The 25,222-nt window shown below is 59.6% G+C and carries 21 protein-coding genes; 6 read left to right on the top strand and 15 right to left on the bottom strand.

Annotation, left to right across the window (positions count from 1 at the left end):
- The first annotated feature begins 140 nt into the window (after positions 1-140).
- The gene (locus EV281_RS25340) at positions 141-1,595 is read left to right on the top strand and encodes a glutamate synthase subunit beta (RefSeq protein ID WP_132657024.1); all 1,455 of its coding nucleotides are present in this window, start codon (positions 141-143) and stop codon (positions 1,593-1,595) included.
- A gap of 252 nt (positions 1,596-1,847) precedes the next feature.
- Positions 1,848-2,489: a hypothetical protein gene (locus EV281_RS25335; RefSeq protein ID WP_132657023.1), complete on the top strand. Its 642-nt coding sequence runs from the start codon at positions 1,848-1,850 to the stop codon at positions 2,487-2,489.
- Positions 2,490-2,632: 143 nt separating this feature from the next.
- Here EV281_RS25335 and EV281_RS25330 read toward each other — a convergent pair whose 3' ends face one another.
- Positions 2,633-3,844, bottom strand: coding sequence for a DUF459 domain-containing protein (locus EV281_RS25330; protein WP_132657022.1), 1,212 nt, complete (start codon positions 3,842-3,844; stop codon positions 2,633-2,635).
- A 191-nt stretch (positions 3,845-4,035) separates the two neighbouring features.
- Positions 4,036-5,259, bottom strand: a complete 1,224-nt coding sequence (locus tag EV281_RS25325) for a lytic murein transglycosylase (RefSeq protein WP_132657021.1) — start codon at positions 5,257-5,259, stop codon at positions 4,036-4,038.
- A 204-nt stretch (positions 5,260-5,463) separates the two neighbouring features.
- Here EV281_RS25325 and galU point away from each other — a divergent pair, with 204 nt between their 5' ends.
- A complete protein-coding gene (gene galU / locus EV281_RS25320; protein WP_132657020.1) occupies positions 5,464-6,351 on the top strand; it encodes a UTP--glucose-1-phosphate uridylyltransferase GalU in 888 nt (295 codons plus the stop codon).
- 6 nt (positions 6,352-6,357) lie between these two features.
- Here galU and EV281_RS25315 read toward each other — a convergent pair whose 3' ends face one another.
- Positions 6,358-7,899 (bottom strand): outer membrane beta-barrel protein, encoded by a 1,542-nt coding sequence (locus tag EV281_RS25315; RefSeq protein ID WP_132657019.1) that lies wholly within the window; start codon positions 7,897-7,899, stop codon positions 6,358-6,360.
- Positions 7,900-8,042: 143 nt separating this feature from the next.
- On the opposite strand from EV281_RS25315, the gene EV281_RS25310 reads away from it, so the two are divergent.
- Positions 8,043-9,038 (top strand): KpsF/GutQ family sugar-phosphate isomerase, encoded by a 996-nt coding sequence (locus EV281_RS25310; RefSeq protein ID WP_132657018.1) that lies wholly within the window; start codon positions 8,043-8,045, stop codon positions 9,036-9,038.
- On the opposite strand, the gene EV281_RS25305 is transcribed toward EV281_RS25310, so the two are convergent.
- The 12 genes from EV281_RS25305 to EV281_RS25250 form a co-directional block, all read right to left on the bottom strand.
- Positions 9,039-9,494, bottom strand: coding sequence for an NfeD family protein (locus EV281_RS25305; RefSeq protein ID WP_132657017.1), 456 nt, complete (start codon positions 9,492-9,494; stop codon positions 9,039-9,041).
- 3 nt (positions 9,495-9,497) lie between these two features.
- Complete coding sequence (locus EV281_RS25300; RefSeq protein WP_132657016.1) at positions 9,498-10,523, bottom strand: SPFH domain-containing protein; 1,026 nt, start codon at positions 10,521-10,523, stop codon at positions 9,498-9,500.
- A gap of 83 nt (positions 10,524-10,606) precedes the next feature.
- Positions 10,607-10,870, bottom strand: a complete 264-nt coding sequence (locus EV281_RS25295) for a hypothetical protein (protein WP_132657015.1) — start codon at positions 10,868-10,870, stop codon at positions 10,607-10,609.
- 156 nt (positions 10,871-11,026) lie between these two features.
- Entirely contained in the window at positions 11,027-12,058 is a 1,032-nt protein-coding gene (gene hemH / locus EV281_RS25290; protein ID WP_132657014.1) for a ferrochelatase, read from the bottom strand.
- Positions 12,059-12,184: 126 nt separating this feature from the next.
- Complete coding sequence (locus EV281_RS25285; protein ID WP_132657013.1) at positions 12,185-14,119, bottom strand: bifunctional UDP-sugar hydrolase/5'-nucleotidase; 1,935 nt, start codon at positions 14,117-14,119, stop codon at positions 12,185-12,187.
- A 200-nt stretch (positions 14,120-14,319) separates the two neighbouring features.
- Complete coding sequence (gene omp10, locus EV281_RS25280) at positions 14,320-14,688, bottom strand: outer membrane lipoprotein Omp10 (protein WP_132657012.1); 369 nt, start codon at positions 14,686-14,688, stop codon at positions 14,320-14,322.
- Positions 14,689-14,859: 171 nt separating this feature from the next.
- Positions 14,860-16,305: a homospermidine synthase gene (locus EV281_RS25275; RefSeq protein ID WP_132657011.1), complete on the bottom strand. Its 1,446-nt coding sequence runs from the start codon at positions 16,303-16,305 to the stop codon at positions 14,860-14,862.
- Positions 16,306-16,435: 130 nt separating this feature from the next.
- Positions 16,436-17,293, bottom strand: coding sequence for a DUF3445 domain-containing protein (locus EV281_RS25270; protein WP_132657010.1), 858 nt, complete (start codon positions 17,291-17,293; stop codon positions 16,436-16,438).
- A 46-nt stretch (positions 17,294-17,339) separates the two neighbouring features.
- Positions 17,340-17,624 (bottom strand): YciI family protein, encoded by a 285-nt coding sequence (locus EV281_RS25265; RefSeq protein ID WP_132657009.1) that lies wholly within the window; start codon positions 17,622-17,624, stop codon positions 17,340-17,342.
- 2 nt (positions 17,625-17,626) lie between these two features.
- A complete protein-coding gene (locus EV281_RS25260) occupies positions 17,627-18,256 on the bottom strand; it encodes an aminotransferase class IV family protein (protein WP_132657008.1) in 630 nt (209 codons plus the stop codon).
- Positions 18,253-19,413, bottom strand: coding sequence for an aminodeoxychorismate synthase component I (locus tag EV281_RS25255; RefSeq protein ID WP_132657007.1), 1,161 nt, complete (start codon positions 19,411-19,413; stop codon positions 18,253-18,255). The genes EV281_RS25260 and EV281_RS25255 overlap by 4 nt, the downstream gene beginning before the upstream one ends.
- A 27-nt stretch (positions 19,414-19,440) precedes the next feature.
- Positions 19,441-21,294 (bottom strand): M3 family oligoendopeptidase, encoded by a 1,854-nt coding sequence (locus EV281_RS25250; protein ID WP_132657006.1) that lies wholly within the window; start codon positions 21,292-21,294, stop codon positions 19,441-19,443.
- 207 nt (positions 21,295-21,501) lie between these two features.
- On the opposite strand from EV281_RS25250, the gene EV281_RS25245 reads away from it, so the two are divergent.
- Entirely contained in the window at positions 21,502-23,046 is a 1,545-nt protein-coding gene (locus tag EV281_RS25245) for a sigma-54 dependent transcriptional regulator (protein ID WP_132657005.1), read from the top strand.
- A gap of 179 nt (positions 23,047-23,225) precedes the next feature.
- Positions 23,226-25,100 (top strand): DUF882 domain-containing protein, encoded by a 1,875-nt coding sequence (locus EV281_RS25240; protein WP_132657004.1) that lies wholly within the window; start codon positions 23,226-23,228, stop codon positions 25,098-25,100.
- The last annotated feature ends 122 nt before the right edge of the window (positions 25,101-25,222 follow it).

The following is a 25,222-nucleotide window of genomic DNA, read 5'->3' as shown; positions in this document are numbered from 1 at the left end:
CTTGGAGCTTGCGCCAGCGCGCGGATGGAAATCAGGGATATGTTCGAATGACGGTCAAAACAAACAACCTGCCTCCACGATCGAGGCTGAGCAGACAACTGGCCGCGGGCGAGGCGGTCATGAGGGTAAGGGACGAAAATATGGGTAAGGTAACAGGTTTCCTGGAAATCGATCGGCAGGTGGCGAAGTATCAGCCGGCGTCGGATCGCATCCGGCATTTCCGCGAATTCACAATCCCGATGTCGGACCCGGAAGTGCAGAAGCAGGCGGCTCGCTGCATGGACTGTGGCATCCCCTATTGCCATGGGCCGACCGGCTGCCCGGTGCATAACCAGATTCCCGACTGGAACGACCTCGTCTACAACAACAACTGGGAAGCGGCGATTCAGAACCTGCATTCGACCAACAACTTCCCGGAATTCACCGGCCGCGTCTGCCCGGCTCCCTGTGAGGAGGCCTGCACGCTGAACCTCGAAGATGCACCGGTCGCCATCAAGACGGTCGAGCAGGCGATTGCCGATAAAGCTTACGAGCTGGGCTTCATCCGCCCGCAGCCGGCGACGATCCATACCGGCAAGAAGGTTGCGATCATCGGCTCTGGTCCCGCTGGCATGGCGGCCGCTCAGCAGCTCGGCCGCGCTGGCCACGATGTGCATGTCTACGAGCGCGAAACGAAGCCGGGTGGTCTGCTGCGCTATGGCATTCCGGACTTCAAGATGGAGAAGAACTTCATCGACCGTCGCGTCGAGCAGATGAAGGGTGAAGGCGTGACCTTCCATTGCGGCGTCAATGTCGGCGTCGACGTCAAGGTCGAGCAGCTTCTGGCCGACTATGATGCGGTGCTTTACTGCGGTGGTTCGGAGACGCCGCGCGAAGCCGGTATCCCGGGCACCGGTCTCGCCGGTGTTCATGACGCGATGCCCTACCTCGTGCAGCAGAACAAGCGTGTCGGCCGAGAGAATATCGACAGCACCGGCTGGCCGTCGGATCCGATCCTTGCGGGCGCCAAGCACATCGTGGTCGTCGGTGGCGGTGATACGGCGTCGGACTGCGTCGGCACGGCCTTCCGCCAGGGCGCCGTCAAGGTGACGCAGCTCGACATTCGTCCGCAGCCGCCGGAAAAGGAAGACAAGCTCGCCGTCTGGCCGTTCTGGGCAACGAAGATGCGTACCTCCTCCTCTCAGGCCGAAGGCGCGGTTCGCGAATTCCAGGTTGCGACGCTCGAATTCATCGGCGAAGACGGCGTGCTCACCGGTGTGAAGTGTTGCGAAGTCGATGAACGCCGTCGCCCAGTTCCGGGAACGGAATTCGTCATCAAGGCCGATCTTGCCTTCATCGCCATCGGTTTCAGCGGCCCGTTCAACGACAGCGTGCTGAAGGAACTTGAGGGCAAGCTGACGCTCAATGTCGACAAGCGCGGCTCGACCAACGTTGTCGCCAACGATCGCGATTACAAGACCTCGGTCGACAAGCTCTGGACGGCAGGCGACGTACGCCGCGGCCAGTCTCTGGTCGTCTGGGCAATTCGCGAAGGCCGTCAGGCTGCTCGCGCCATCGACGAGGCGCTGATGGGCTCGACGGTTCTACCGCGCTGATCTACTTGAATAATTAACCAGACGTTGAACTCCGCCGTATTCCGGCGGAGTTTTTCGTGGTGCGACCGCTTGACGCGTCTGTGCTTGAGGCAAGCCTCATGCAATTCCCGAACGGCAGCCTCCTTGTGTATGCAGGCCCAACCGGCCTGTGGCGATTGGCCGGACATGCCCCGCCGTTCAGTCGTAAGGCGTTTCACCGTTGGCCGCGGCGCAAGGGACATGGCCGCTGCGGACTATCGCAAAGGACAAACTATGGTTTCCGCAATCGACAGTACGCGGCTGATATCAGCCCAATATGCCCTGAAGAACCTTCGCGGCTCTGATGACGACAGCAGTCAGAGTGCCGGCGATTCCTCCAGCGCTGCCAGTATTCTCAGCAGCTACGGTCTGGATCCGGACACGTCGTCACTGCTTTCCAACAATGCGCTTGCAAGCCTGCTCGATACGCTTTCGGCGCAGAACGACCAGACCGACGAGGCGACCGACACATCGGGCGACAATCCTGATGTGACGAGTTCTTCCTTCATGGCCATGCTGAAGAAGCAGCTTGAAGAGGCGGCCCAGCAGGAAGGGACGAATGGCACGGCGCATGACATGCTGGCCGCTCTCGAGAACGGCACGCTGACGATCTCCGATCCGACGCAAGGTGTTTCCATCACCGCCTGGGATGTCGACAACCCTGGTGAAGCCGATACCGACAGCAAGCCGGGCACCGATATCGAGGCCAGCGGCTGGAGCGATTTCCTCAACGCCCATCTGAAGCGCGGCGATGATGCGTCGTTCATCAAGCAGGGCGATCGTTATGTGGATCAGGTCGATAACAGCAATGCCTATTTCGGCCAGATCGGCGCCGACTTCTATTACCTGACCTGGCCACAGACGACAGCTAAGTAGGCCTGAAACCAGGCAGGACCACACGACAACATCGGCCCGAAAAAACCGGAATCGGTTTTTGCGAAGCGTGGTGCGTAGATGGAAGGAGGGGAGAGCGCCCTCTATGCGTCCGGTTGGATGCGCGGCGCTCTAGCCGGCCTTTCTCATTTCACGGAAACATCAGCTGTCGTCTTGAGCATCGGCATACGGTAGTCGTCGATGCGGCCCGCCGGTGCCGGTGCCATCTCCCCTCGTTCCACCAACAGATCACGTGGTGATTTCGTCAGTGTGGCGGGCGAGGTTGTATTCGCCCCAAGCAATTCCGCTCCGCCATCGAGATTGGGATCGGAGAGGCTGATCGGCTGCGTATGCTCCACCGGATTGGCGGGCAGCGTCAGTGCCGGCAGGTTGCCGGAGTCGAGGCGCACGAGATCGGGGCTTGCCTGAGTGCCGAGAATGCGGCGCGCCGGCTTTTCGACATAGAAGGCGAGTTTGCGGCGGCCGGCCTGCGTCAGATTGATGCCGTCAGTCGTGCGCAGGCGCACCTGCTGGCCGTTTATATCAGAGCCCGTGACGATGAACTTACCGTTCTCATCCACAAAGCCGTCCCAGATATCGACGAATTCGCCGCCAATGCTCTCCGTCTGGTTGCGATAGAGCTGGTTCATCTGCACGGCATCCGCCGTCATCGAATCGGGCTCGAAGGCGGGAAGCCCAACCCAAAGCAACGGAATCTTGCGGTTCGTGACCTCCTTGCCGAAGGCGAGCACGCGGCGCTGATATTCGGTAAACCAGCCGTCGGTGCGGAATTTTTCCTTGCCGGCATCAGTCACCATCTGCTGGCGATCGTTGGCGCCGATCATGACGACGACCATTGCCGGCTTCAACTCGTCGATCATTTTCGGCAGTTCGCCGGGCCAGTTGTAGTAATCGTCGCGTACGAGGCCGGAAGACACGTTGCTGCGGGCTTCGACCACAACACCGGGGGAGGTTTCGAAGGCGGCGGTGAGGCCGTCACCCAGGCCACCGGCGAGAAAGTCGCCGACAACAAGGATTTTCTGGGCGCTATCCAGTTTTTGAACGACGGGCTCAGCAGGTGCCACGGGCATGGTGCGCGTCGGGGTGATAGCCTTCTGCGCTACCGGTGGGCGTCGGCGCGGTTGCTGCCGTCTCGGCTGGTCTCTCATTTCCGGCTGCGGCTCTTCGTCGATGTAACGACGTCCGAGAAGGAAATCGAGGATGGAGCGGCGCTGATAACGAAGCTCCTGCGCCTCGGCATAATGCGCCGGTACCATCGGACCAAGGCAAAGGCTAAGCGTGGCTGCGGCGAGTGTGAGCCTGCGAATCCATTGGGTTCGGTCAATTTTCTTCGTCATAGGGCAGTTCCGCATCCGCCGGGCATCTTGCATAGGCGGCGGCTTTCCGTCCACTCCACATCATTATCTAGATCACGCTTTTCCCGCTTCTACAGTATCCGGCAGAAAATCGGAATCGATTTTCGGAAGACCTGATACGTAGATTCAAAGAGTTAGAGCATCCTTGTGCGTGCGATGGGACGCAGGGCCCTCTAGCGCCGCAGCGCGTGGAGGAGCGAAAGCGATGGCTCACCATCCGGCTGCAGGCCGAAACGCTCTTGCACTGCGGCGATTGCGGCCTTTGAGCCGGACCCGAAATTGCCGTCGACATCGCCGCTATAATAGCCGAGCGTCTTCAGACGTGTCTGCAGCTCGAACTTCTCGGTGATGTCGAGCGCGCCTTCTGGACGTGGCCACCGCTGTTGCATGCCGCCGTAGCCTGAAATCTGGTCGGCAAGCAGGCCGACGGCGAGCGCATAGCTGTCGGAGGCATTGTAGTTCTTGATGGTGAAGAAGTTGCCCGTCATCAGGAAGCCCGGGCCATCCGTGCCGGCCGGCATCTTCAGCATGGCGCGCGTGTCGCCATCCTTGAAAGGCTTGCCGCTCGGACGTTTCAGACCAAGCGCTGCCCACTGCGCAAGCGTATACGTCTTGCCCACCTGCTTTGCCGCAGATGCCGGGACCACGACCTCATAGCCCCAGGTCTTGCCCGTGTCCCAACCATTCTTCATCAGAAGATTGGCAGAGGTCGCCAGTGCATCGGGCACAGAATTCCAAATATCGCGATGGCCGTTACCATCCGCATCGACCGCATAGAGAAGATAGCTGGTCGGAATGAACTGGGTGTGGCCCATGGCACCAGCCCAGGAGCCGGTTAAATCCTTGGCGGGCACGTCGCCGCTCTGCAGGATCTTCAAAGCTGCAATCAATTGCTTCTTGGCGTATTTGGCGCGTTTGGGATCGGCATAGGCAAGCGTTGCGAGTGCGCGCGGAACGTAGTGAAGGCGCTCATCTTTAGCGAGTACTGCGCCGTAGTTTGATTCCATCGACCAGATGGCGAGCAGAATCGACTTGTCTACGCCGAAATGACGCTGAATGGCGTCGAGCGTCTTGGCGTGCTTGATGGCCATTTTGCGGCCGATTTCCACAGTGTAGGGGTTGACGCGGGAATCCACGTAATCCCATATTTTCGACGTGAATTCAGGCTGATAGGTTGCCTTTTCGAGTACGGTCGGATCGGGTTCGGTTACCCCAGAAAAGGCTTTCTGGTAGGTTGCCTTACTGATGCCACTCTGTGCGGCAGTCTGGTAGAAGTCCGCGATCCAGTTCTGGAACCGGGCATCCGCATTTGCGTTATTGGGGGCCAATCCAGCCGCGGTGGCGACAACGATGGCGAGAGCAAGACCACGAAGGGAGTTTGTGTATTTCTGGGTCATCGGCAGTCGTATCCGTCATCTTCAGTTTTAGCCTGGGCGGTACGTCATGTCCGTCCTACGCCGAAATTACAGGAACGGAGTCAACAAATTCTTTACCATGGACGGCCGGTCCAGTCACCATTTGCAAAACCGTAGCAATTCTATACTAGTTCAAATCGATGTAGCGTTTCATTAAAAACGGTATAGTCAAAACAGGAGGTCGGTGTGACTCTGAATAAGAAAGTACGCAAGGCAGTATTTCCGGTCGCAGGTCTGGGAACGCGGTTTCTTCCTGCTACAAAAGCGGTCCCGAAGGAAATGCTGACTGTCGTCGACAAACCAATCATTCAGTATGTCGTCGACGAAGCACTTGAAGCAGGCATTGAACACCTCGTTTTTGTTACTGGTCGCAATAAGCATGTCATCGAAGATTACTTCGATATTCATTTCGAACTTGAGCAGACGCTCAAGGAGCGCGCCAAGAAGGCGGAAATCACCCTGCTGCAGCAACAGCTTCCCAAGGCAGGCACGGTGAGCTTCACCCGTCAGCAGGAGCCGCTCGGCCTCGGCCACGCCGTATGGTGCGCCCGCGAGATTGTCGGCGACGAGCCTTTCGCACTGCTTCTGCCCGACATGATCATGAAGGATCAGAAGGGCTGCATGAAGGGTATGATCGATCTTTACGAACACAGTGGCGGCAACATCGTCGCCGTTGAGGAATGCGCTCCCGATCAGGCACATAAATACGGTATCGTCGGCGTTGGCGAAGCCATCGGCGAAGGCTTCCGCATCACCGGCATGGTCGAAAAGCCAGCCAAGGGCACAGCTCCTTCCAACTTCTTCATCAATGGCCGTTACATCCTGCAGCCGGAGATCTTCAAAATCCTGGAAACCCAGGAGCGGGGCGCCGGCAACGAGATCCAGCTCACCGACGGCATGCTGAAGCTGCTCAAGGAGCAGAATTTCGCAGGCTACCACTTCAAGGGTGAGACTTACGACTGTGGCGCCAAGGATGGTTTCATCCTGGCCAACGTTGCCTTCGCCCTTGAGCGTGCGGATATCCGTCCGAGCGTCGAAGGCGGCTTCAAGAACCTGCTCGCTCGCCTGACGTAAGGTTTCTCAGCGCTTCAATTTGAGACCGACGCCGGCTCGCCATTGCTGCGAGTCGTCGCCTTCCTCACGGCTTGTCAGCTCGTAGCCAAGCGTGCTGGTGAAGTCGAGGTAGCGATTGATGTTCCAAGTGAGACCAGTCGAGGCGGTGTAAACCGTCTCGTCGCTTATTGTGCTGCCGCTCGGATAGTTCCGCAGCGTTACGCCGCCGATGACTGTCGTTACCAGATTGTCGCGCAGTTGGTGATCGACGGTCGTCGTCAGCTGATGCGAGACATAACCGCTTTCTCCGGCCGCAGTCGACGGCTGGATGCTGGTTTGAAGATCGAGATTGACATTCGTTCCACGGATCGGCGACCAGAGCAAGCTGGCATCGACTGTTGCCGTATCGATCGATTGCAGGCGGCTGTCATCGAATTCGGCCGTTGCATAACCGACAGCAACCTCGCCCCTGAGCTTTTCGCCCATATCGACCTGCACGCCGCCCTTGGCGCCGTAGCTATCTCCGGAACGCTGGTATCCAGCAGAATCGGTGCGTTCATCGTAATTGGTTTTGCCGACTGACGCTTCGATGAACGGAATGAGTGCCGGGGAGAGTTCATAGCCGATGCGGCCGCGCACCGTGCCTGTCGTCTGGTTGCGATCGCTCATAGAGACTGTCGTGCCGTTCGAGAGCTTGGCGTCGGAATAGATCGAGCGCGAGACTGCAACGGCGGCCGTTCCGCGCAAGATGCCGAAGTCGTGCTCGATAGAAGCGCCGCCAGTAAACTCCTGCACGTCGGATTGCTGATCGGCATTGGTGATCGCATCCGGATCATCCGTATCCTCGCGATAGAAATTATAGCCGCCGATGATGTGGCCGACGGTGTCGCGCGTCAGATCCAGCCGCAGATCGCCATCGATCTTGAAGGAGGGCTGTTCTTCACCCTCGCCGCTAATGTTCTTCTGCCAGGCGCCCTCCGAGGTGACGGTCAACTGATGCCGGCTCCAGTCGGAGGTCAGCGTCGCACCCATGTCGGTTTCGAGGAAGCCGCGGCTCTTTTTCGTGCCGCCGTCCTTCGTGATCTCGCTGTTGATGGTCTGAGTGACACTCGGACGCAGGACAAAGCTGCCGAGGGGGATACCGGGCGTCTGCTCCGTCGAGACGCTTTCCAGCATCTTGCGCGCCGGCGTTTCGTCCAGGCGCGGTTCGCGGGTGTTCAGCCTGCGCATGTCCTCGTCGAGGATCGAACCGGTAATCTCGTCGTCGGGCTGTGGCGTTGGAGTAGGGGAAGCCGCGATGTCTGCATCCCGACTCCCGGCAGCGGCGTTGGCGATTGGGGGCGTGGCATCACCTGTGTCACCGACATCAGCCGAGTCGTTGGCGCCGGCGACTTGCGCAGCGGCGACGGCGGTTGTGCGGGAATTCGTCGTGCCTGCCGATTGCTGCTGCGATGTGACCTGCTGAGCGAAAGCAGCGGGCGCGATCAGCAGGCCGATTGCCGCAACGGAGACGGCACGGCTCTTGGCGCGGAGCGGCGTCACACTGCTCGTCTGTTGTCCCTGGCCCATTCAATCCGCGCCTGAAATGCTTCGAAGTCTTACCCAAGGGTAAAGCCTTGTGGTTAACCATTCGTTGCCGCGCGGGCGGTGTGTTCATACATGGGAAATATTGTCGGGTGGACAGGTAAAGTGAAAAGGTCTAACGCATTGCCATGATCAGGAGAGCGGTAAAACTCATCGAAAACAGCGTGCTGGAGGCGGGCAGGCGCACGATCAGCATCGAAAGGCGCGGCCTCGAGGCAATCGAACGCGCCTTCGAAGATGGTCTGGCAGGACCCTTTACACGTGCTGTCGAGGTGATCGGCGAAAGCTCCGGCCGTGTGATCGTGACCGGCGTCGGCAAGAGCGGCCATATCGGTACCAAGATCGCGGCCACTTTCGCTTCAACGGGAACGCCGGCCTTTTTCGTTCATGCCGCCGAAGCCAATCACGGCGATCTCGGCATGATTGCCGGCGACGATGTCGTACTGGCAATCTCCAAGGGCGGCGAAAGCGCGGAACTGAAAAGCATCATCTCCTATACGCGGCGTTTTTCCATTCCGCTGATCGCGCTGACCTGCAGCCCGCAATCGTCGTTGGCAATGGCCGCGGACGTGGTGCTGCTGATTCCGAACGAGGAAGAAGCTTGTCCGAACGGCTTGGCCCCAACCACGTCGACGCTGATGCAGCTTGCTGTTGGCGATGCGTTGGCGATCGCGCTTCTCGATGCGCGCGATTTCACGGCGACGGATTTTCATGTCTTCCATCCCGGCGGCAAGCTCGGTGCGAGCTTGATGCATGTCGCCGACATCATGCATACCGGTGACCGCCTGCCCCTGGTTGCGAAGGGCACCTCTGTGCCGGACGCTATCAAGGTTCTGTCGCACAAGCATTTCGGTTGCGTCGGTGTCCTGGATTCCGAGGGCCGGCTCTGCGGTATCGTCACGGACGGAGACATGTCCCGCAACCTCGGTCGCAACCTCGCCGAACTGATGGTCGACGACATCATGACACGCTCGCCGAAGACCGTCAGGCCGACAGTCCTGGCGACGGCTGCTCTGGCGCTGCTTGAGCAATACAAGATCGGTGCGCTCATCGTCATTGATGACGACCAGCGTCCGATCGGCCTTGTTCACTTCCACGATCTGCTGCGGATCGGTGTCGCCTGATCAGGTCGGCTCTACCGTCAGGTCGCGACCGTTGCAGGAGACGACCCTGACCTGTGTTCCAGCCGGCAGATCCGGCCCCATCACCCGCCACGTCGTATCGTCGAGGCGAATGCGGCCGCGGCCTTCGCGGATCGGTTCGTGCAGTGTGGCCGTGCGACCGACGAGGCTTGCACCGCGTTGGTTGAGGAAAGGTTCGTCCGTCTTGCTGTTGCGCAGCGTCAACCGCCGGCCTATGAGCGTGGAGATGACCGCAAACGCGGCGAAGAAAAGCGCCTGAAGCTGCCATATCCAGAAGGCGGTATCCCAGAGGAGGAGCGACAGGACGCCGACGCCGAGCGCGGCGAGGCCGATCCAGACCAGGAAGAAACCGGGCACGAGCATTTCGGCGGCAAGCAATACGAGGCCTGCCACCCACCAGCTCCACGGTCCAAGTTCGCCGACGATCTTCGCCAGCATGGCTTATCGCTCCGAATTAGGATTGAACGGGTTCGGCGGAGGCGGGGCGACCGGTGGCGTCGAGCGCACCGGACCGGGGCGCGGACGCGGGGGAGGCGGCGGGTTGTTGCCGTCGCCAAAGACTTCGCGGGCAATCGCGCCAATGCCGCCGAGCGAGCCGAGGATGGAAGAGGCCTCCATCGGCATCAGCACGACCTTCGCATTATTCGCCTGGCCGATCGAGCTCAGCGCTTCCGTATATTTCTGCGCGACGAAATAGTTGATCGCCTGCACGTCACCGACCGCGATCGCTTCCGAGACCATCTTCGTCGCCTTGGCTTCGGCCTCGGCCAGTCGCTCACGGGCTTCGGCATTGCGGAAGGCGGCTTCACGCTGGCCCTCGGCTTGAAGAATGGCGGACTGCTTGGCGCCCTCGGCTCTCAGGATCTGCGCATTGCGTGCGCCTTCGGCCTCCAATACCTGGGCACGCTTCTCGCGCTCGGCCTTCATCTGGCGGGCCATCGCGTCGACGAGGTCGCGCGGCGGCTGGATATCCTTGATCTCGACACGGGTGACCTTGATGCCCCAGGGCTGCACAGCCTCGTCCACGACGCGCAGAAGCCGGTCGTTGATCGCATCGCGATTGGAGAGCAGTTCGTCGAGATCCATCGAGCCCATGACGGTACGAATATTGGTCATGGTGAGGTTCAGAATAGCATTTTCCAGATTGGAAACCTGATAGGCGGCCTGAGCGGCATTCAGCACCTGGTAGAAGGCTACGGCATCGGCGGAGATAGAGGCGTTGTCTTTGGTAATCACCTCCTGGGTTGGCACATTCAGCACCTGTTCCATCACGTTCATTCTGGCGCCGACGCGCTCGATGAAAGGCGTAATCAGGTTCAGTCCGGGTTCCAGCGTGCGCGTGTAACGGCCGAAACGCTCAATCGTATAGCGATACCCTTGCGGAACCGTCTTGATGCCCGCAAAGAGCACCAAGATTACGAAAATCACCAATACGATTACGACGATATCGAAACCGCTCAGCAGCATGTATTCCTCCCAAAGCCCGCTTACCTGACGTGGTGAGTTAACACGTTCTTTGCAAGGAAGGAATGACGGCCTTGCCTGTCAAATCAGGGTGATAGGCCGGCATCGTCCAGGTCGCTCTTCGTGATGTAGCCGCCCATCAGGCAATTGGTGAGAAAGGGCTGATCATCCGGGCTGAGATGGCTGGCCTTGACGTCACGGAGCCGGATCTGACATGCGACCTGAGCGACGATGCCTTTGGGAGGGGCGTTGGCATAGCCCCGCTGATAGTATTCCCACGCGAGGTAGCCGACGCCTGCGATGACAATCAAGCAGGCGAGGGCAAGCAATTTCCCGAAACCCCAAGTCATGAAATACGTCCAGATCAATAAAGGCGTCAGGCCGCAAATTCGCGTCGAAGCTGCGCCCTGACGCGATCGCGATCGCCTGCCGGCTATTCCTTAAATCTGGGGCGCGGGGCGTTTTTTTCTATTGCGAAACGCGAGAAAATCGGACGCTCGCGTCGATCATGCCCAGCCCAACAACTCGCGGCGCACGACTTTTTCCAGCACCTGCATGCCGCCCTCGCTGTCATTCAGGCAGGGTATGTGCGTGAACTGCTCGCCGCCATTGTGCTTGAAAGAGTGGGCGGCCTGTTCAGCAATCTCTTCCAGCGTCTCCAGACAGTCGGAAACGAAGCCGGGGTTCATGACGGCGATGCGTTTGACGCCGTCCTGCGCCAGCTTTTCGACGGTCTTGTCGGTATAGGGCTGCAGCCATTCTTCCGGCCCGAAACGAGACTGGAACGTGACCATGAAGTTTTCTTTGGCCAATCCGAGACGCTCGCGCAGCAGGCGTCCGGTCTTCTGACACTGGCAGTAATAGGGGTCGCCCTGCTGGAAATAAGAGAGCGGAATGCCGTGGAAGGAAGTGATCAGCATCTCCGGTTTCCAGTCGAGGGTGGCAAGGTGCCGCTCGACGGACTTTGCCAGCGCATCAATATAGGTCTCATCGTCATGATAATCCGGCACGGTGCGCAATGCTGGCTGCCAGCGCATGGTGAGCAGCTTCTGGAAGGCCTTGTCGTTGACGGTTGCCGTGGTGGCGGCCGCATATTGCGGATAGAGCGGGAAGAGCAGAATGCGGTCGCAGCCTTCGTCCTTCAGCGCTTCGATGCGCGAGGGGATCGATGGTGTGCCGTAGCGCATCGCCCAGTCGACTTTGACGTTTGGCAGGTCCTTGAGGCGCTCGGCCATGAGGTCCGACTGGTTGCGGGTATAGGTGCGCAGCCAGCTTTCATTCAAATCCTTGTTCCAGATCGTCTCATAGGCCTTGCCGACCTTTTGCGGGCGTGTGTTGAGGACAATGCCGAACAGGATCGGATACCATTTCCAGGGCGACCATTCGATGACGCGCTTGTCGGTCAGGAATTCGCGCAGGTAGCGGCGCATGGACGTATAATCGGTGCCGTCAGGCGTGCCGAGATTGACCAGCAGGACGCCGACCTTGCCGAATTTGACGGCGGGATGGTCCGCCGGGCGGAGTAAAGTATCTGTCATTCTGGCCCCAACGCGCTTTCGTGTGTCGCCCGCTCATACGCAGCCGGCCGATCACGGTTCACCCTATAAGAAGAAAAGCCGGCCCGGGGAACCCCGGACCGGCTCTCATGGTCGGGACAAATCGTCTTACTTGGCGGGAACCTGAATTTTCTCGCCGATCCGCAGATGGCGCGGGTTCGGGCTGCCGTTTGCCTCAGACAATCTGCGCCATTGCGCGCCGTCGCCATAGAAGGTTTTGGCGAGATCCCAGAAGGTATCACCGGCAACGATGACGTGGGTCGAAGGCGTCGATGGTGCGGACGCTGCCGGAGCAGGCTCTGTCGCCGGGGCAGGGGCGGCAGGCGCCGGTTCTGCCGGCGTCGCGGGTGCCGGGGCTGGCGCCGCGGGGGCCGGTTCGGTGGAAGGACCCGGTGCAGGCGTTGCGGGAGCCGGCTCGGTGGACGGCGCAGGTGCGGCCTGCGCCAATTCCGTGATGCGACCGTCCGTATAGGGCTTATACGGCGAATGCGCAGCGATATATTCGGCTGTCACGTCGGCCAAGTCCGGACCGTAATCATAGGCATTCTGGCCGTTCTTGAAGGCGACATAGCCATCGCCGCCGGCGCGCATGAAGTTGTTGGTGGCGACGCTATAGGTCTTGGCATTGTCGATCGGAACGAAAGTGTCGCCGTCCTTGACCTGCACATCGCTGATGCGGCTGCCGGCCGGTTTCGACTGGTCGAAGGAGAATTTCAGGCCGGCGACCTGTGGGAAGCGACCGGCGCCCTGGTCGATCTGGCTGACGCCGTTTTCCAGCGCCTTGACGATATCGGCGCCGGTCAGCTGGAAGGTTGCAAGCGTGTTCTGGAAGGGCAGCACGGTGATGACTTCGCCCTGGGTGACGTCGCCGCCGTCGATGGAGGCGCGCAGGCCGCCGCCGTTTTGGATGGCGATGGTCACACCCTGGTTTTTGGTGCGGTCGAGCATGGCGTCGGCCACCAGATTGCCCATCGAGCATTCCTTGACGCGGCAGACCTTGCGATCACCCTCGATCGGTCCCTCGGAAGAGCCGATTACCTTCTTGCGCAGGTCTTCGATCGGCTTTGCCAGCTCGACAATGCGCGCGGCGACAGCCTGATCCGGCATGAAGGAAGAATCGATCAGGATTGGATCGCCTTTCGCCTCCTTGACGACGCCGTTGTCATCGAAATTGACGACGAGATCGCCGAGATATTTGCTGTAGGAGGCTGCCTGTACCACCGGCACCTTGTAGCCGCCGGGATTGTCGACCATCGTCGGGTAAGGACCTTCCGCCTTCGGATCGGTGTTCGAGAGCAGGCTGTGCGAGTGACCGCCGACGACCACGTCGACGTCGGGGATCTTGGCGATCATCGCAAGGTCGCGCGGGTAGCCAACATGGGTCAACGCAATGATCTTGTTGACGCCTTCGCCCTTAAGTTTCTGGACTTCTGCCGTAATGCTCTGGACGTCGTCGGCAATCGTTACATTCGGGCCGGGAGAGGAAAGCTCCGGCGTATCGTTGGTGACGGCGCCGACGATGCCGATCTTCTGACCGGCGACGTCGAGCACGAGAGATGGCTTCACGCGGTCGCCGATCTTGGAAGCAGCACTTGCCTTGACATTGGCGGTGACGACGGGGAACTGGACCTTGTCGAGGAAGGTTGCGAGCCCGTCCTCGCTGTCGTCGAATTCATGATTGCCGACGGTCATGGCATCGAACTTCATGAGGTTCAGCATTTCGGCTTCGGCTGCGCCCTTGTAGGTCGTGTAGAAAAGCGAACCCTGGAAATTGTCGCCGGCATTAAGCAGCAGCGTGTTCTTGCCAGTCAAAGCTTGGCGGCGCTGGTCGATGGCGGTCTTCAGGCGCGCAGCACCCCCAAAACACTCGTTCTTGCCTTCTTCCTCCGCAGAGCACGTGGAATCGAACTTGTTGATCGATTCGATGCGCGAGTGGAAATCGTTGATATGAAGAATATTGAGTTCGTAATCCGCAAATGCGGCCCCTGTGCTCAGCGCCAGAATAGACGCGGTCAAAAGACCGAAGCTGAAAGACTTCGCCATCCCTGTTCTCCTAATTAGGGACAAGATCCTTTCCCCTGATCCTGCCCATCCCTCACGTGGATCGTCATTGACGATGCCGGCGCGCGGATGTTTCCACCTTGGTGGCCCAACCGCAAGAGAGAAGCTGTGGAGATGGCGTCGCTTTCCAAGGGGCTGCCGGCAAAAAAGCTGGCAGCGGCGCTCAACGTCGAAGAAGCGGATTAGCTGCGACGCGTCAAGGTGAACTGTGCCCCCGCATCCGACGTGCAGTTCAGCTGGCTCGTGCTGACGAGAGCGCAATTGACTTTCGACTGGGTGTTGCGAACCAGCGAGGTCATGTTGATTTCGACCAGCGTCGGCGACGTTTTGATATAGGTGCCGGAGGCCAGAAGCTGGTTGCTGTCGGTCGTACGCGTCGTGAAGGTACCGCCCTGGAATGTGGAGACGATACCGTTCGGATCAGCCCAGGTTCCCTCGACACCGGCCGGGGCGGGTGCTGATGCAACAGGGAGGGGCCGCGGACCGGAGGAAACGCAGGCGGCAAGAGCTGCCGATGCAACCGCAAGAACGAGACCAGTTCTGATTTTCATAAGGCTTCTCCCGGCGAATTCGGAGCGGAAACTATTCGCGAACTTCGCGCAAAACATGGCGCGGGCCTTCCACGAAGGCAAGCCTTCGGCAGAGGCGTCCGGCATTTAGACAGCAGGCGTTACAAAAATGCCCGCCTTGCAGCGGGCATCTTCCAAACATTGCAGCAGAGCTTAGCGAACGAGGATGTTCTTGAACTGCCAAGGATCCTTGGTGTCGATGTCTTCCGGGAACAGGCCCGGGCGACCGTCGAGCGGAGTCCAGTCGGTGTAGTGACCTTCGACCGGACCGAGATACTGGAGCTGCACTTCGAGGCAGCGCTTGTAATCCATTTCGTCGGCTTCGACGATGCCGGCCTTCGGGTTTTCAAGTGCCCAGACCATGCCGGCCAGAACGGCAGATGTCACTTGCAGGCCGGTTGCATTCTGGTAGGGGGCGATGCGGCGGGTTTCTTCCAGCGACAGGCGCGAACCGTACCAGTAGGCATTCTTGTCATGGCCGTAGAGAAGTACGCCGAGCTCGTCGACGCCGTCGACCAATTCGTTCTCATCGAGAACGTGGAGGACCGGCTGTGCTCTGCCGCCGTTGCCGAACATCTCATGCAGCGACAGGACCGCGTCGTTTGCCGGATGGTAGGCATAGTGGCAGGTCGGACGGTAGGTGACGTCGCCGTCCTTGTCCTTTACCGAAAAGAAGTCGGCGATCGAGATCGATTCGTTGTGGGTAACGAGGAAACCGTATTGCGGGCCGGGCGTCGGGCACCAGGTGCGTACGCGGGTGTTGGCGCCGGGCTGCTCCAGGAAGATAGCGGCCTTGGAGCCCTTTTTGTGCTTCTTGGCGTTCTTCGGCATCCAGTTTTCATGAGTGCCCCAACCGAGTTCGGCCGGCTGCAGGCCTTCGGAGATGAAGCCTTCAACGGACCAGGTGTTCCAGAAGACGTTGAGCGGCTTCGGGTGGATGGTGCGCTGCGTATCGCGTTCAGCGATGTGGATGCCCTTGACGCCGACCTTCTTCATGAGCTTTGCCCATTCTTCGCGATCGTCCTGGCCCGGCTCGTCAAACTTCAGACCCATGTCCCGGGCGAGGTTGAGCAGTGCCTGCTTGACGAACCAGGACACCATGCCCGGATTTGCGCCGCAAGTGGAAACGGCAGTCGTGCCGCCGGGGTTTTTAGCCTTCTCCTTGCGAACGGTTTCGCGCAGCGCATAGTTGGTGCGTTCCTCGTTCTTCATGTTTTTGTCGAAGTAAAAGCCCAGCCAGGGCTCGACGACGGTGTCGATGTAGAGCACGTCAAGCTTGCGGCAGAGCTTGATGATATCGAGCGACGAGGTGTCGACCGAGAGGTTGACGCAGAAGCCCTGGCCTTCGCCTTCCGTCAGCAGCGGCTTCAGCAGTTCCTTGTAGTTATCCTTCGTCACGTATGCCTGAATGTGCTTGACACCGTGCTTTTCCAGAATGTGGGCATCGTCCGTGCGCGGGTCGATGACGACCATCCGGCTCTTGTCGAACTTGAAGTGGCGCTCGATCAGGGGCAGCGTGCCACGGCCGATGGAGCCAAAGCCGATCATAACGATCGGACCGGTAATTTCGCCATATACCGGATAGTTCTGTTCCGTCATTCTTTTCTCCTGCTGGAAGGGAACGAAGGCCTTTAGCCTAAGGAATTCATGTGAAAATGCTGCGAAGCTCGTGAAGTGACCGGCTCTAATCACAAAATGGCGTCACAATAAAGAGCGTTCCCTGCAAAGGTCAAATATCGGCACTGCATAACGCCCGCAATTTCTGCGCGAGCTCGTCTCTTTGCAACGTCAGGCCCTTATATGCGGTCTGCCGTTCATCGAGCGCTTCCAGCTGGTCGGCGAAACGTGCGGCAATCTCTGCCGCCCGCGGATGCCTGGCAAGAGCAGCAACCGGGTCGATGTAGATGCGGATGGTGAAAAGGATATCGCCTGACACGGGGAGCTTGCGGAGCGTCTGGCGCTCGACGCGGACGAAACGCTCTTGAAGTGTGAAGGCTTCGGCACAAGGTGCCCGCCGATGTTTTGAGATGGGGAGGAAGAGATCGGCTGTGGTGTTGAGGGACCAGTTCAGCCGCTCGACCGGCTTGGCAACCTGGAGATTATCGAAGATGCGCGTAATGAGCGCGGCGTTGCGCGTACCTTCGCTGAAGCCCGGTACGTCGGCATGGATCTCATGCATCGGGCGACTGAATTTCTCGCGTAGCGACCACGAAGAGGGAAAGGCGACATGGGCAGCAACGAGATGCCAGCCATCGGCCTTGCGGCGCATGAGGACGAGATCGTCTTGAATGAGCGAACCGGCCTTGAAAAGTGGGGGCAGATCTGAGGCGTTCTGCCGGTACATCGCCGGGTGCTGCTCGGCGATATGCGTAAGGAGAAGATCGTATGCCTCCTGCTGGGCGTCTTCCGTTGCCTCCTCTGCGACGAAGATATCGTCGAGGCGTTCGTTCGCCAGCCGCGCTTTTTCCGTAAGATAGCGATCGAGGTCGCTGTCGGGCTCGATCCATCTGAGGGGATCGAGCGGTATCAGGCCTATCGTGAAGGGCCGGGCGGAGCCGTCATAGGGTGTATAGGTCGGAAGTTTCATCGCCGCTCCTTTTTGAGCCTGACGAGCAGTACGGGTGGTTCGTGGCTCAGCGCATGAGGGATTCCAGTCCCTCGGTCACGGTTGTCAGTGCGACTTCGGTAATGTCATATTCGGCGACGCCATGGATGGTGAAGGGGTCGGCCGCGACATAGGCCTCAATCTCGGTGCGGCCGCCGACGGCGAAAATGACGCCGCCTGTGCGCGGCACCTTGCGGCCGGAGGCGAGGAACCAGCCCTTCGCGTATCCTTCCTTCACCCAGGCCATGTGCGGCTCCATGTGCTTGTCGGCCTCTTCGTTCGGCTTCACATAGGTCAGGGAGAGGATAAACATGATCAATCCTTTTGCAGCGTAGCGCGGATCAGACCGCGGAGCGAATTTCCGACGTAAAGCGTGCCCTGCTCCAGATCGTCGAGCCTGATGCGCCCGACGCGCGCCTTGCGCTGACAGATGAGCTCGGTGCGCAACACACCGGCGAGCAGACCGCAGGAAATCGGCGGCGTCGTGAGAGTGCCGGAGCCATCATCGAGGAAGACAGAGGTGATCGTGCCCTCACAGACCTCTTCCCGCTCGTTGAGAAGAATAACTTCGTCCGCCTGCTGCTGCGTGAACTCGGCGCGTGCTGCCTCGTAGATGCCACGGCGTGTGGTCTTGATACGTAGCAGTCTGTCGGCGGAATCGAGACGGGTGCTCGAGATACGGAGGGTCCAGACGGTGTCGGGCGGAAGCGGGACAAAGGGCGCCGTTGTGATGTCGATATGACCCTGACGGTCAAAAGTCAGCCTGACGCGGCGCGGTTCGTGTTTGCCTTTCACCGCTTCTTTCAATTTGGCAGCCGCGTGCAGCGGCTCGGGAAAGCCGATGCGGCGGGCGGAGCGGGAAAGACGGGCGAGATGCAGGCGCAGGCGAATGAAGCCGTCATCCGGTTGCCAGCGCAGCGTTTCAATCAGCGAGAAATCGGTCATCGGGCGATCCGTTGATCGCCGACGGCGAAGCGGGCCTTGAGCAGACATTCCTCATATTCGGCTTCGGCCGTTGAATCGAAGACGATGCCGCCACCGACATTGAAGACGGCCCTGCCGCCATCGAAGAGGGTCATGGTGCGGATGGCAACGGAGAAGCGCATGGCACCGTCGGGCGCGATCATGCCGATCGCGCCACAATAGGCATCACGCGGGCCGTCCTCGAGCTCGTGCAGGATTTCCATGGCACGCATCTTCGGTGCGCCGGTGATCGAGCCGCAAGGAAAAAGGGCGGCGAAAATGTCGCGAATGCTCAAATCAGGCAGGAGTTTTGCCTGTACGTGGCTCACCATCTGGTGGACGGTCGGGTAGGTCTCGACGTCGAAAAGTTTCGGAACATCGAGCGTGCCGACTTCAGTGATGCGCGAGATATCGTTGCGCAGCAGATCGACGATCATACGGTTTTCCGCTTGCGTCTTCATATCGGCCTTCATCGCCGCAACGATCTCGGCATCTTCGGCCGGAGTTGTGCCGCGCTTGGCCGTGCCCTTCATCGGATGCGTTTCGATCCAGCCATTTTTGTCAGTTCGGAAAAACAGTTCCGGCGAACGGGAGAGAATGATTGGACCGCCGAGATTGGCGAATGCACCATATTTGACCGGTTGGCGGTCGATCAGCGACCAGAAGGCGGCGAGTGGTTCGCCGCTCCAGCGCGCTTCGATCGGCATCGTCAGATTGGCCTGATAGATATCGCCGAGGCGCAGATGCCGGTGCAGGCGTTCGAAACGCTCTTCATATATGGGGAAATTCCAGCCAGCCTTCGGGGCGGTCAGAAACTCTTCGTTTTCGATGCGCTGCCGTGGTCTCGCAAGCGGATGATCGTCGGGCCGTGGCGCATCAAAGACGCCGAACAGCAAAAGCGGCGTCTCCCGGTTCTCCTCAGCAAAGCCGGCAAGTTTTTCTTCGAAAAGATGGCCGGCCCCATAGGCCATGTAACCGGCAAGCCACTTGCCTGCCTTTCGCGCCTCCTCCATCCGCTTGAGCGCCGGCAGGAATTCTGCGCGCGTGCGGGCGACAATCGTGGTTTCCGGGCCGGCGAAGAGCATGACTTCGCCGGTCGTATCGTCCCGGAACAGGATGAAGGGTTCGGACGCTGCCATTGGCTTTCCGGCAAGGGCGTCGGCGGCTTACGCCTTGTCCAGCGCCTCCAATTCATCGATCAGGCCCTCGATCATCGACAGGCCCTTGCTCCAGAAAGAAGGATCGGTCGCATCGAGGCCGAAGGGCTTCAGCAGTTCCGAATGATGCTTGGTGCCGCCAGCCTTCAGCATTTCGAAATACTTTTCCTGAAAACCAGCCTCCGCCTTCTGGTAGACGGCATAGAGCGAATTCACCAGGCAATCGCCGAAAGCATAGGCGTAGACGTAGAAGGGCGAATGGATGAAGTGGGGGATATAGGCCCAGAAGGTCTCATATCCCTCGGAGATCTTGATCGCCGGGCCGAGGCTTTCCGACTGCACGGACAGCCAGAGCTCGCCGATGTCGTCAGCCGTCAGTTCGCCGGCCTTACGGGCGGTATGTACTTTGCGCTCGAATTCGTAGAAGGCGATCTGGCGCACGACCGTGTTGATCATGTCCTCGACCTTCTGGGCGAGCATGGCCTTGCGTTCGCGCTTGTCCGTCGTCCGGTTGAGCAGTGCGCGGAAGGTCAGCATCTCGCCAAAGACAGAAGCGGTTTCGGCAAGCGTCAGCGGCGTCTGGCACATGAGCGCGCCTTGCGCGCTCGCGAGAACCTGATGCACACCATGGCCGAGCTCATGGGCAAGCGTCATGACATCGCGCGGCTTGCCCATATAGTTGAGGAGCACATAGGGATGAGCTGACGGGACCGTCGGATGGGCAAACGCGCCAGGCGCCTTTCCTGGGCGGACGGGAGCGTCGATCCACTGCTCGTCGAAGAAACGCCTGGCGATCGAAGCCATTTCCGGCGCGAAATTGCCATAGGCGGACAGTACCGTGTCCTTGGCTTCAGACCAGGAGATGACGGCGCTCGAGGTTTCCGGAAGCGGCGCGTTGCGATCCCAGAAATTCATCTGTTCCATGCCGAGCCACTTCGCCTTCATCTTGTAATAGCGATGCGAGAGGCGCGGGTAGGCTTGCCTGACGGCTGCGGCGAGTGCGTCGACCACTTCGCGCTCGACGCGATTTGCCAGATGGCGGCTGTCGGCAATGTCTTCGAAGCCGCGCCACCGGTCGGCGATCTCCTTGTCCTTGGCAAGGGTATTGGTGATCAGCGTGAAGATGCGGATATTGGTCTTGAAGGTTTCGGCCAGCGCCATTGCCGCCTTGCGGCGCACTTCCGGATCCTTTTCCTGCAGCATGTTCAGCGCGACTTCGAGCGGCAGTTTCTCGCCGTCGACCTCGAAGCGCAGTTCGGCCATCGTCTCGTCGAAGAGGCGATTGAAGGCAGCAGCTGATGTCATCGACTTTTCGAGGAAGAGCTGCTCCAGCTTGTCTTCCAGCTGATAGGGCTTGTCCTTGCGCAGATCGACGAGCCAGGGGCGGTAATGGCCGGCCAGCGGATCGTTGGCCATGCAGGCATCGATGACTGCGTCGTCAATGCGGTTCAGCTCGAGAGCAAAGAACAGCAGGCGCCCGGAATAGTCGGTCAATTTCGCCTGGACGTCGCCATAGAGCTTGCCGTTAGCCGGGTTGGACGTGTCGGTGAAATAGGTAAGGCCGGCGAAGGAGCCGAGGCGGCCCATGATATCGTCCAAGGCCTCATATTCTTTCAGCGCCTGGCCGATGCCCTCCTCGCCCTTCTTTGTGGCGGCTTCGGCCAACTTGCCTTTCCATTTGTTTTCGAAATCAGACGCGGCCTTGCCGGCTTTTTCCATATCGGAAACGAAGGCAGTGGAGGTGGCAGAGGGATAGAGGTCCTGCAGACGCCAACCTGGAAGTTCGCCCAGAGCCGGGTCCGCTGCTGCAGCGGAAGCCGTTGCCGAAAGGTAAAGATCGGCGTGTGCAAACTGATGTCTCATGGGGCTGTTCCTCTTCCTCTTCTATAGCAGTTTGACTGTCTAAGCGCGGCAAGGCCCGGCATCAAGGGGTTTCAGGCATGCCAAAGGCCTTGTGACGGCACGAAAACGGCCGGTCACAATCGTTAAAATGCAATTGTTTCTCAAAACTGGATGTTCAAGCCTTTCTGTCAGAGTGCGCCTTAAGGTTTCGCATGAAGTGAGGCGACAATGACCGGTTACAATGAGCTCAAAGGAGCAGGGCAGATTCTCGTGGTCGAGGACGACCCCGTGCAGCGCCGTCTGCTCAAGAACGCGATCGAGCGAAACGGCCATGTGGTGCATCAGGCCGAAAACGGCCGCATCGGGCTGGAGATGGTGAAGCGCGATCCCGGCCTTTTCAATGTCATCGTGCTCGATTTGATGATGCCGGAAATGACCGGCCTCGAGTTTCTCGAAGCATTGCATGACTTCGGCACGCAGATACCGGTCATTGTCCAGACAGGGCAGGGCGGCATCGAAACGGTCGTACAGGCCATGCGCGCCGGTGCCTTCGATTTCGTTGTCAAGCCGGTCTCTCCGGAGCGCATCAACACGTCCATTTCCAATGCGATGAAGCTCGACCAGCGTGAGGTGAAGGCCCGTGCCGGCCGTCGCTCGCGCTCAGGTTCCGTCGGCTTCGACGACATCGTTTCGGCAAGTCCGGCGATGATCCGTGTCATCGATCTGGCGCAGCGTGCCTCGCAGTCCAACATTCCGGTCGTGCTCGAAGGCGAATCGGGCGTCGGCAAGGAACTGGTTGCGCGCGCCATCCAGTCGGGCGGCGATCGGGCCAGCAAGCCGTTCGTCACGGTCAATTGCGGTGCCATTCCGCACAATCTCGTCGAAAGCATTCTTTTCGGCCATGAAAAGGGCGCGTTCACAGGCGCGACCGAAAAGCACATCGGCAAATTCATGGAAGCCGATGGCGGCACCATCTTCCTCGACGAGATCGGCGATTTGCCGCTTGAAGTGCAGGTCAAGCTCTTGCGCGCCGTTCAGCAGGGTGAGATCGAGACTGTCGGCGCGCGCACGGCGCATAAGGTCAACGTGCGTCTCATCTCGGCGACGAACAAAGATCTGATAGAAGAGGTCAAGAACGGCCACTTCCGCGAAGACCTTTATTATCGCCTAAACGTCTTCCCGATCACCATTCCGGCGCTGCGCAAGCGCAAGGAAGACATTCCGCATCTGGTGCGCGTCTTTACCGACCGCTTCTCCAGTGAACAGAAGAACGGCCGGCGCATGACGGTCAACGCCGGCGCGCTGGCGCTGCTGACCGCCTATGACTGGCCGGGCAATATCCGCCAGCTCGAAAATGCGATCTTCCGCGCCGTCGTGCTTGCCGAAGGTCCGGAGCTGACCGAATCAGATTTCCCGCAGATCGCCGCCCAGCTTCCGAACTACGAGGTGGTGGATCACCTGGCGCTCGTCGCCGACAATTCGCACCTCGATCCGGATGCTGAATTTCCTGAGGATTACCAGGCGGCGTCCGTCGCCGAGACGATACGCCGCGGTCCCGAGGCCTCTGACAACGCTATCCCGAGCGTCAATCAAGCCGGCGATGTGCGCCGTCTTGCAGATGTCGAGGAAGAACTGATTCGTTTCGCGTTAAAGTTTTATCGAGGGCAAATGAGTCAAGTGGCGAGGAAGCTAGGTATTGGCCGATCCACACTTTATCGGAAGCTTAAGGATTATGGTATCGATCCCGATAATCCTCAGAAAGATGCAGCGTAAAGGCGTTTTTATTAAGAATAAGGCAACCACGTTTGGTTACCCGTCATAAACCACTTGTTAGCGGCTCGTTCACTATGTAAAGAAAAGGTTGATCATGTGTGGCATTTTTGCCATCGTGCGACCGCAATTGACAACCATTTGAGACAGCACGGGACATTGACTGTCTGACGGGGATCGAGTTGCCGAATCTGAATGGGAATACCAAGCCTTCGCGCTTGAGCTGGCGCTTGCTGTGCGCCAAGATTGGCGGAAAGGCAATTAGGACGGCGATGGCCGCCCTCCTTGCACTCGCGGTTTCCTCACCGGTATTCGTAAGCACACCATCCCAGGCCGCCGGGGAAACCCGCAGTCTGAAGCTTTATTTCATCCATACCGGCGAAAAGGCCGTCATCACCTACAAGCGAAATGGCAAGTTCGACCCCAAGGGTCTTGAGCAGCTCAACCGCTTCCTGCGCGACTGGCGCAAGAATCAGCCGACGAAGATGGACCCGCGTCTCTTCGACCTCATCTGGGAAGTCTACCGCCAGTCCGGCTCGAGGGATTATATCAACGTCGTCTGCGGTTTCCGTTCGCCGGCCACCAACGAGATGCTGCGCGGTCGCTCGCGCAATTCCGGTGTCGCCGAGAAGAGCCAGCACATGCTCGGCAAGGCGATGGACTTCTTCATTCCCGACGTGAAGCTCGCCACGCTGCGCGGTATCGGCATGAAGATGCAGGTCGGCGGTGTTGGCTTTTATCCGAAGTCCGGTTCGCCTTTCGTGCATATGGATGTCGGTGGCGTTCGCGCCTGGCCGCGCATGAGCCGAGACGAATTGGTCAAGCTTTTCCCTGACGGGAACACCATTCACATTCCCGCCGATGGAAAGCCATTGCCGGGCTACCAGCAGGCGATGGCCGATTACAAGCGCCGCATGGCGAATGGCAGCCAGATCATGATGGCGAGCGCCTCTGATTCCGCTTCCGACGACGAACCCCACAAGCAGAAGACGCTGTTTGCCTACCTCTTCGGCGGCGGCGCCGACGAGGAAGAGGATAATTCGGAGGATACGACACCGGTGGCTGTCGCCAAGGCGACGCCGCCAAAGGCTGAGGCTGCTCCGGCTGCCGCACCGCAGGAGCAGACCGAAGTCGCAAGCGTGAATGCTCCAGTGCCGCAGGTTCGCCCGGCCTTCAGCAACCAGCTTGCCGGCAACGAGGTTGCCAATGCTCTGGTGCCGCCGTCTGCAGGTAACGCAGCCCAGCAGGCTCTTGCTGCCATGCCGGCAGGCCAGCCGCAGGAGCCGGAGCATTTTGCCGATCTCAGTGGTTACAGCATTCCGGTTCCGTCGCTCCTTGGGCCGCGTCGCGCTCCGGGTGATGCAGAACTTGCCTCGGTCGATCCGAATCTGATGTCGACGAACGTTCCGACTCCGGCCGAACGTCCGGCCGTTGCCGAGAACCTGCTCGCTGCACAGAATGCAGATCCCGAGGCGGCAGAAGACGAGGCCGATCAGGATGCGCTTTCGCCCGCCATGGCGGCGGCACTTGCAAAGCAGGATGAGGACGGTGACGCGCAGGTTGCTGTGAACGCGCCGTCGGAGCCGCGGACGGTGGAACAGGCAATCAACGCCGCCGCGCCGAAGAACCCGCCAGAACTGGATAAGCCGCCATTGCAGCTTGCCGCGCTTGCACCGATGACGAAGTCGGCGAGCTTTGTTGCACCTGTCGTCGCGCCGAAGCCTGTCGTCGTCGACAGCCCGGTTGCCCAGGGCCTGCCCACCAAAGGCGGTCGCCCGACGAAGCAAGAAGCGGTAGCGGCCGACGAAAGCCGTCAGACGATGCGCACAGAGCCGAAGCTGACGCAGAAGATGATCTCGCAGTGGGCTCTAACCAATGCACGTCTGGAAATGGCTTCCAAGAAGGTGCAGGCACCGCGCTTCGTCAGCCAGACGCTACGCGCCCAGCCGACCTCGGTCTATGCCGAAGGTTTCCAGAAAACCGCTTCGATCGATCCCGGCCGCTTCAGCGGCACGGCCGTCAACTTCATGGAAGTGCGCAAGTTCAACACGCGTTGATCGGATCATATTCTGAAGAGCAAAAGCCGCCGGCATTATCCGGCGGCTTTTGCTTTTATGGCCGGCTGCAAGATGCTCGCATCCCCTGCAAGGCGTGATCTTCAGCTGGCATGAACGGTTTG

This window comes from Rhizobium sp. BK418 (assembly GCF_004341105.1).
GTDB lineage: Bacteria > Pseudomonadota > Alphaproteobacteria > Rhizobiales > Rhizobiaceae > Rhizobium.
This window is presented reverse-complemented; position numbering and strand designations above follow the sequence as displayed.